This window comes from Paraburkholderia sp. (assembly GCF_035656215.1).
In the GTDB taxonomy this organism is placed as follows: domain Bacteria; phylum Pseudomonadota; class Gammaproteobacteria; order Burkholderiales; family Burkholderiaceae; genus Paraburkholderia.
Genome location: NZ_DASRSY010000240.1, coordinates 1 through 6,733 on the forward strand (window position 1 = coordinate 1; position 6,733 = coordinate 6,733).

General features: G+C 60.2%; 7 protein-coding genes. All 7 read right to left on the reverse strand.

Annotation, left to right across the window (positions count from 1 at the left end; all coding sequences use genetic code 11):
• Window positions 1-271: ribonuclease III domain-containing protein (locus VFE81_RS13440; RefSeq protein ID WP_325045063.1), on the reverse strand; the 271-nt coding region annotated here is incomplete at its 3' end.
• 175 nt (window positions 272-446) lie between these two features.
• Window positions 447-1,340: a signal peptidase I gene (lepB, locus tag VFE81_RS13445; protein WP_325045064.1), complete on the reverse strand. Its 894-nt coding sequence runs from the start codon at window positions 1,338-1,340 to the stop codon at window positions 447-449.
• A gap of 18 nt (window positions 1,341-1,358) precedes the next feature.
• Window positions 1,359-3,152, reverse strand: coding sequence for a translation elongation factor 4 (lepA, locus tag VFE81_RS13450; protein WP_325045065.1), 1,794 nt, complete (start codon window positions 3,150-3,152; stop codon window positions 1,359-1,361).
• A gap of 193 nt (window positions 3,153-3,345) precedes the next feature.
• Window positions 3,346-3,636 (reverse strand): glutaredoxin family protein, encoded by a 291-nt coding sequence (locus VFE81_RS13455; protein ID WP_325045066.1) that lies wholly within the window; start codon window positions 3,634-3,636, stop codon window positions 3,346-3,348.
• Window positions 3,633-5,156 (reverse strand): DegQ family serine endoprotease, encoded by a 1,524-nt coding sequence (locus tag VFE81_RS13460; RefSeq protein WP_325045067.1) that lies wholly within the window; start codon window positions 5,154-5,156, stop codon window positions 3,633-3,635. The genes VFE81_RS13455 and VFE81_RS13460 overlap by 4 nt, the downstream gene beginning before the upstream one ends.
• Window positions 5,157-5,193: 37 nt before the next feature.
• Window positions 5,194-6,237, reverse strand: coding sequence for a MucB/RseB C-terminal domain-containing protein (locus VFE81_RS13465; RefSeq protein ID WP_325045068.1), 1,044 nt, complete (start codon window positions 6,235-6,237; stop codon window positions 5,194-5,196).
• A gap of 4 nt (window positions 6,238-6,241) precedes the next feature.
• The coding region (locus tag VFE81_RS13470; protein WP_325045069.1) for an RseA family anti-sigma factor at window positions 6,242-6,733 on the reverse strand (492 nt) is incomplete at its 5' end.

The window sequence follows — 6,733 nt, forward strand, 5'->3', positions numbered from 1 at the left end:
GCCCTTCGGAGATATTCAGGGCCTGAGCGATTTCGTAAAGCGATTGCTGTTTGACCAGATTGGCGCGGACGCGCGACAGATCACCTTCGTCCAGTTTGCCGAAACGTTGGAACAAAAGCGCAGCCACCGCGCAATTTAGAACGGAGTCGCCGAGGAACTCGAGCCGTTCGTTATGCGTGGAGCTATGACTGCGGTGCGTTAAAGCCTGGCGCAGCAATTCCGCATTGCGAAATTCGTAGCGCAGACGGCTTTCCAACGGAGATAGGGGCATGGGCAGAGTATAACGCGGGCGCCTGCCCCGGCGAAAACGCGGGGCGGCCAGCGGAAAAAGCGTAGTGAAGCGACGTTACCGCAGATTCTTAAAGTAGCGTGGTAACACGCGGCGACGGAAGTGACCTAGGTGTAGGCCACCGCCGCAGCGTGTCGTGCAATCAATGTATGCGAACTCAGTGGAATGAGCCGATGCGTTTCAGATTGCTGAAGTTCATCCAGATGAAAAACGCGCGACCAACGATATTCTTATCCGGCGCAAAACCCCAGTAGCGGCTGTCAGCGCTGTTATCGCGGTTGTCACCCATCATGAAGTAATTGCCCGGCGGCACTTTGCAGATCACGCCGCGTGCGTTGTATGTGCAGTTATCGCGATACGGATAATCTTCCGCGCCGACGATGAACGGCGGCACGGCCGGGTTGTTCAGAATCGCGTTCTTGCGGCCGTCAAGATCTTCTTCGAATTGCTTCGCGTAGCCGAGGCGCTCTTCATCGAGATAGTCTGGCAGCGCCGTTTCCGGCACCGGCTTGCCGTTGATCGTCAGTTGCTTGTCCTGATAAGCAACGGTGTCGCCCGGCAGGCCGATCACGCGCTTGATGTAGTCGACGGATTCGTCTTTCGGGTAGCGGAACACGACGACGTCGCCCCGCTCTAGCGGACGGCCTTCGGTGATCTTCGTGTTGACGATCGGCAGACGGATGCCGTAGTCGAATTTATTGACGAGGATGAAGTCGCCCACCAGCAGCGTCGGCACCATCGAGCCCGAAGGAATCTTGAACGGTTCGACCACGAACGAGCGCACCACAAACACCACCAGAATCACCGGGAAGAAGCTCGCCGAATACTCGAGCCACCACGGTTGACGCAGCTTGTCGTCACGCAGACGGGCACGTGTTTGGGCCGCGTTTTCGTCGGCAAAACGCTCGCCGACGCGTGCCTGCTGGCGGTCGAACTCGGCGACCGCCGCATCCGCCGCGCGCCGCCGTTGCGGCACGAAAATCAGTTTGTCTGCGACCCATGCGACGCCCGTCAAAATGACGAGCACAAAAAGAATCAGCGCAAAATTCATAGAGTTCCGTTGTTCGTCTTATTTGTCTTCGACACGCAGGATCGCGAGGAAAGCCTCTTGCGGAATCTCGACCGATCCCACCTGCTTCATTCGCTTCTTGCCTGCCTTTTGTTTCTCGAGCAGTTTCTTCTTACGGGAAATATCGCCGCCGTAGCATTTTGCCAGCACGTTCTTACGCAATGCTTTAATGTTCTCGCGCGCAATAATGTTCGCGCCGATGGTAGCCTGAATCGCGACGTCATACATCTGACGCGGAATCAGTTCGCGCATCTTCGCCGCCACTTCGCGGCCGCGATACTGGCTCTGCGAACGGTGCACGATCACCGACAACGCATCCACCTTGTCGCCGTTGATCAGCATGTCGACCTTCACGACGTCTGCCGCACGGTATTCCTTGAACTCGTAATCCATCGACGCGTAGCCGCGCGATATCGACTTCAGACGATCGAAGAAATCGAGCACGACTTCGCCCATCGGGATTTCGTAGGTCAACTGGACCTGGCGGCCGTGGTACTGCATGTTGATCTGATTGCCGCGCTTCGTCGTACACAGCGTAATCACCGAGCCGACATAGTCTTGCGGCATGTACAGATTCACGGTGACGATCGGCTCGCGCACTTCTTCGATCTTCGAGGGCTCCGGCATCTTGGCCGGATTTTCGACCATGATGGTCGTGCCGTCGCGCTGCAGGACTTCGTACACCACGGTCGGCGCGGTGGTGATCAGGTCCATGTCGAACTCGCGCTCGAGACGTTCCTGCACAATTTCCATGTGAAGCAGACCGAGGAAGCCGCAACGGAAACCGAAGCCGAGCGCCTGCGACACTTCCGGTTCGTACTGCAGCGAGGCGTCGTTCAGCTTCAGCTTTTCCAGCGAGTCACGCAGCGCATCGTACTGATTCGCTTCGACCGGATAGAGCCCGGCGAACACCTGCGGCTTCACTTCCTTGAAGCCCGGCAGTGGTTCTGCGGCAGGACGATTCACAAGCGTGACGGTGTCGCCCACTTTCGCCGCGGCCAGTTCCTTGATGCCGGCGATGATGAAACCCACCTGCCCAGCGGACAGCGATTCTAGGTTCTTCGACTTCGGCGTGAATACGCCGATATGCTCGACCGGGTACTGCGCGCCGGTCGCCATCATGCGGATCTTGTCTTTCGGACGCAGCGTGCCGTTCTTCAGACGCACCAGCATCACGACACCGACGTAGTTATCGAACCACGAATCGATGATCAGCGCCTGCAGCGGCGCTTCCGGATCGCCCTTGGGCGGCGGCACCTTGGCGATCAGCGCTTCGAGCACGTCTTCCACGCCGAGGCCAGTCTTGGCGCTGCAACGCGTAGCGTCGGTGGCGTCAATGCCGATCACGTCTTCGATTTCTTCGATTGCGTTCTCGGGATTCGCGGCCGGCAGGTCGATCTTGTTCAACACCGGAATCACGTCGACGCCGAGTTCGATCGCCGTGTAGCAGTTGGCGACGGTTTGCGCTTCCACGCCCTGGCTTGCATCGACGACCAGCAACGCGCCTTCGCATGCGGACAGCGAGCGGCTGACTTCGTACGAGAAGTCGACGTGGCCCGGCGTGTCGATCATGTTCAGGTTGTAGATCTGCCCGTCACGGGCCTTATACGTCAATGCGGCGGTTTGTGCCTTGATGGTGATGCCGCGCTCACGCTCGAGATCCATCGAGTCGAGCACTTGAGCTTCCATCTCGCGGTCGGACAAGCCACCGCAGATCTGGATGATGCGATCCGCGAGCGTCGACTTGCCATGGTCGATGTGCGCAATGATCGAGAAATTACGAATATGATCCATTCAGTACCGATCAAGCGAAAAAGGCGCGCTCGGACAATAGCGGAGCACGCCTTGTAAGTAGGTGAAAAACCTATCTATTTTAGCCGAAAAGGCTATCGCCCGGCGCATCTTGCGAGGCTCGGACGGAAAAGACGGCTCAGGAGAGACGTGAAACGGGGTGTGAACGGCGCACGTTCGCGCCTGGTTTGGTGCCCTAATTGGACCCCGAATGCGTGGATCCAGAATGCACCGCCACAAAGCGTGCGGCAAGCGCGGCACGAACCCGTGCCGCATCAAGGTGATAGTGACACAGTTCGACACCGTCGCAGAGCAGAACCGGCACTAGCTCGTTGTAACGGGCTTCCAGCAATGGATCGGTGTCAATGTCGATCAGGACGACTTGGGCGCCGAATTCAGCGAGCAAAGGCTCGAGCGCGGCACGCATGTCGTCGCATAAGTGGCACCACGCGCGCCCGTAGAGCGTGAGCGGCGCCACCTTCTTCATTTCTGCGCGCTGCGCGGGCGAATCGGCACGAACTGCGTGTTCTCGCCGCGACGGACCAGCAGCGCAACCATCTTCTGCGGGTCGAGGTGCGAGGTCAGGTCGTCGAACTGCTTCGCGCTCGTGATATCCGTGTCGCCCACACGCAGGATGATGTCGCCCTTTTGCAGCCCAACGCGCACTGCCGGGCCGTCTACTGCGTCGATTTGCACACCGTTGTGCAGTTTCAGCGCCTTCTGTTGGTCAGAAGGAATATCGCTAACGGCGAGACCCAGCGCGTTCGTGGCGCGCTGCTTCGGCACCGGCGGCTTCTTCTGATCCGCCTTGGCGGTCTTGTCTGGCTGCATCTCGGCAATCGTGACCGGCAGATCACGCGTCTGGCCTTTGCGCCAGATCGTAATAGTCGATTTGGTGCCCGGCTTCGTATCGCCGACCATGCGCGGCAAATCCGTCGCCGTGTCGACCGAGTGACCGTTGAACTTCAGGATGATGTCGCCGGGCTGCACGCCCGCCTTGTCCGCCGGACCACCCGGCTCGACGCTGCTAACCAGCGCGCCCTGCGCCTTCGGCAGACCGAGCGAATCGGCCACGTCCTTCGTCACTTCGCCGATCGCCACCGCGATCCGGCCGCGCACGACTTTACCGGAGGTTTTCAGCTGATCGGCCACGCGCATCGCCTCGTCGATCGGAATCGCGAACGAGATGCCCATGAAACCGCCGGTACGGCTGTAGATCTGTGAATTGATGCCGATCACTTCGCCCTGCATGTTGATCAGCGGGCCGCCTGAATTACCCGGATTGACGGCTACGTCGGTCTGGATGAACGGCAGATAATCGCCCGTGTCGCGCCCCTTGGCGCTGACAATGCCGGCCGTCACTGTGTTCTCGAGACCGAACGGCGAACCGATCGCGACCACCCACTCGCCCACACGCACCTTGTTCGAGTCGCCAATCGTAATGGTCGGCAAGTTGGCAGCACTGATCTTCACGACGGCAACGTCGGTCCGATCGTCCACTCCGATCAGCTTAGCCTTGAACTCGCGCTTGTCGGTGAGGGTGACGTAAATGGTGTCCGCGTCGTCCACGACGTGCGCGTTGGTCATCACGTAGCCGTCCGCCGACAGAATGAAGCCTGAGCCGACGCCGCTGTTCTGTTCGGGATCGCTGTTATCCGGCGAGTCCTGGTTGCCGCCGCTGCCGCTCCCGCCGTTATCGCCGCCGCGCGGCGTACCGGGCGAACCCGGTGATTGCGGCGACTGCGGCAGCGGGATGCCGAAGAAACGACGGAAAAACTCCGACATATCGCCGTCGTCCATACCTGGCGGCAGTCCGCCACGGGCACTGCTGTTCGACACGCGCGTAGTCGTGCGAATGTTGACGACTGCCGGACCGACCTTGTCGACGAGGTCAGTGAAGTCGGGCAGATTGGCTGCGGGAGCCGCCGACGCCGTGTGCGGTACGAGCGGCAAACAAGCCGCTACCACCGCGGCCGCGAGGAATTTGCGCACCGAGAAAGTCGTCATATCGTAGCAAGCCGAGGGATTCGAGTGATTCGGAGGATTACTTCGGAGCTTTATATTCTATGGCAGACGCAAATTGCTGCAATGTGGTCTGGGGCACTTCACCAAGCAGAGTAATCCAGAAGTCGCCGCGCCGCTTGACCAGCACGTGGGTGGCGCCGCTGCTACCCGCGCCTTCTTTGCGGGTGTTGTTCTCGACCGGTTCGACAAACACCGAAATGGCCGCGAGGCCGTCGGAGAATACAGCCTGATCGACCGGAATGGTCGGCTGGCCTGCATCACGTGCGGCCATTGGGCGGCGCAGTTCGCGAATCTTGCGGAAACCCGGCACTGTCGGCGTGATCTGCCAGCCTTGCGCAGCCATATCGACCGGCTCGACGGGCGGACGCACCACTGTCCAACCTGCCAGATTACGAATGCCGTTGACGATGGCGGTCTTGTCAACCGGCACGCCGATGCGAATCTGCGAAAACGACAACTGCTCAAGCACCTGGCCGTTCGGGTCAAGCGTCTGCGCACGCAGCAGCAGACCCGTCTTCTTGTCGGCCCACAACTTGTAAGCAAAGCGGTAGGCGTCTTTCGGATCGAGCTCGATCACCTGACTGTCGACACCCGCGACGCGGTCGTCGCCGAGCAGCTTCGGCTCGTACACAGACAGCACCTGCTCGCCGCTTACAGCCAGCAGAGCAGGAAACGAATCTTTGTTCTGGCGCTTCTCGACTACGCATAGATGCCGCTCAGGTACGAACGTGTAGAGATCTTCGTTATGGCGAAGCATTTTGCGCGGCTTGCCGTCGAGACTTTCGAGTTGCTCGAATTCGCCATCCGTGCGGGTCGCGTAGTGCGCGATCTGCGACGTCTGAACGAAATTGCCGCGTTGATAAACGAACGCGCCCTCGTAGTTCTGCTGCTGGGCGGCCTGATGGATTCGATCGAGCAGCTCCGCGGCCGTGCGACGGGCGACGAGCGGATCGTCGGTTTGTGCAAAGACCCGCGGCGTAGCGGACAACAATACGGCTGCGCAGAACAGAAATGCCGGCAGCCGCCCCCAGATAGTCGTTTTATTCAACCGCGGAGTCTGCATCAAACTATTGGCCTTGCGTAGAAACTGCGGCAGCGCGAATCAGCGGCATCGAGCCCGGCATGACCGGTTGTTGCGCGAATTGCTGGTGAGCTTCCAGATACTGATCGAGACTTGCGTCACGAATGATGTTGGCGTCTTGCGCGACCGGCTGGACCGTAGCGGCAGGCACCGACGCCATGGCCACGCGTTGCAGCGAATCGCCGTGTGACTGGATGGACGCGACTTGCGTCACACCCGGGCCACCCGGCACGCCTTGCAGTTGCGGCACGACGATCCACGTCAGCGTGGCAGCGGCGGCAGCGACAGCAAAGGCCGGCACAACCCGGCGACGCAGCGCCAGCAAGCGGCGCGCGACCGGCATTGCGGCAGGCGCGAGCACGTGCGGCTCGTTGTCGAAACGTGCGGCAAAACCGCTCAGGAACGCGTTGCTCGCCGCTGGGCTAACCGCCAGGTCGTCGGAACGCAGAGCGTCGCCGATCAGGTGATAGCACGACCA

Bases quoted from the DNA above. Each gene is read 5' to 3' on its own strand.
- lepA (WP_325045065.1), bottom strand. From the start codon at position 3,152: ATGGATCATATTCGTAATTTCTCGATCATTGCGCACATCGACCATGGC.
- VFE81_RS13460 (WP_325045067.1), bottom strand. From the start codon at position 5,156: ATGACGACTTTCTCGGTGCGCAAATTCCTCGCGGCCGCGGTGGTAGCG.
- VFE81_RS13465 (WP_325045068.1), bottom strand. From the start codon at position 6,237: ATGCAGACTCCGCGGTTGAATAAAACGACTATCTGGGGGCGGCTGCCG.
- lepB (WP_325045064.1), bottom strand. From the start codon at position 1,340: ATGAATTTTGCGCTGATTCTTTTTGTGCTCGTCATTTTGACGGGCGTC.
- VFE81_RS13455 (WP_325045066.1), bottom strand. From the start codon at position 3,636: ATGAAGAAGGTGGCGCCGCTCACGCTCTACGGGCGCGCGTGGTGCCAC.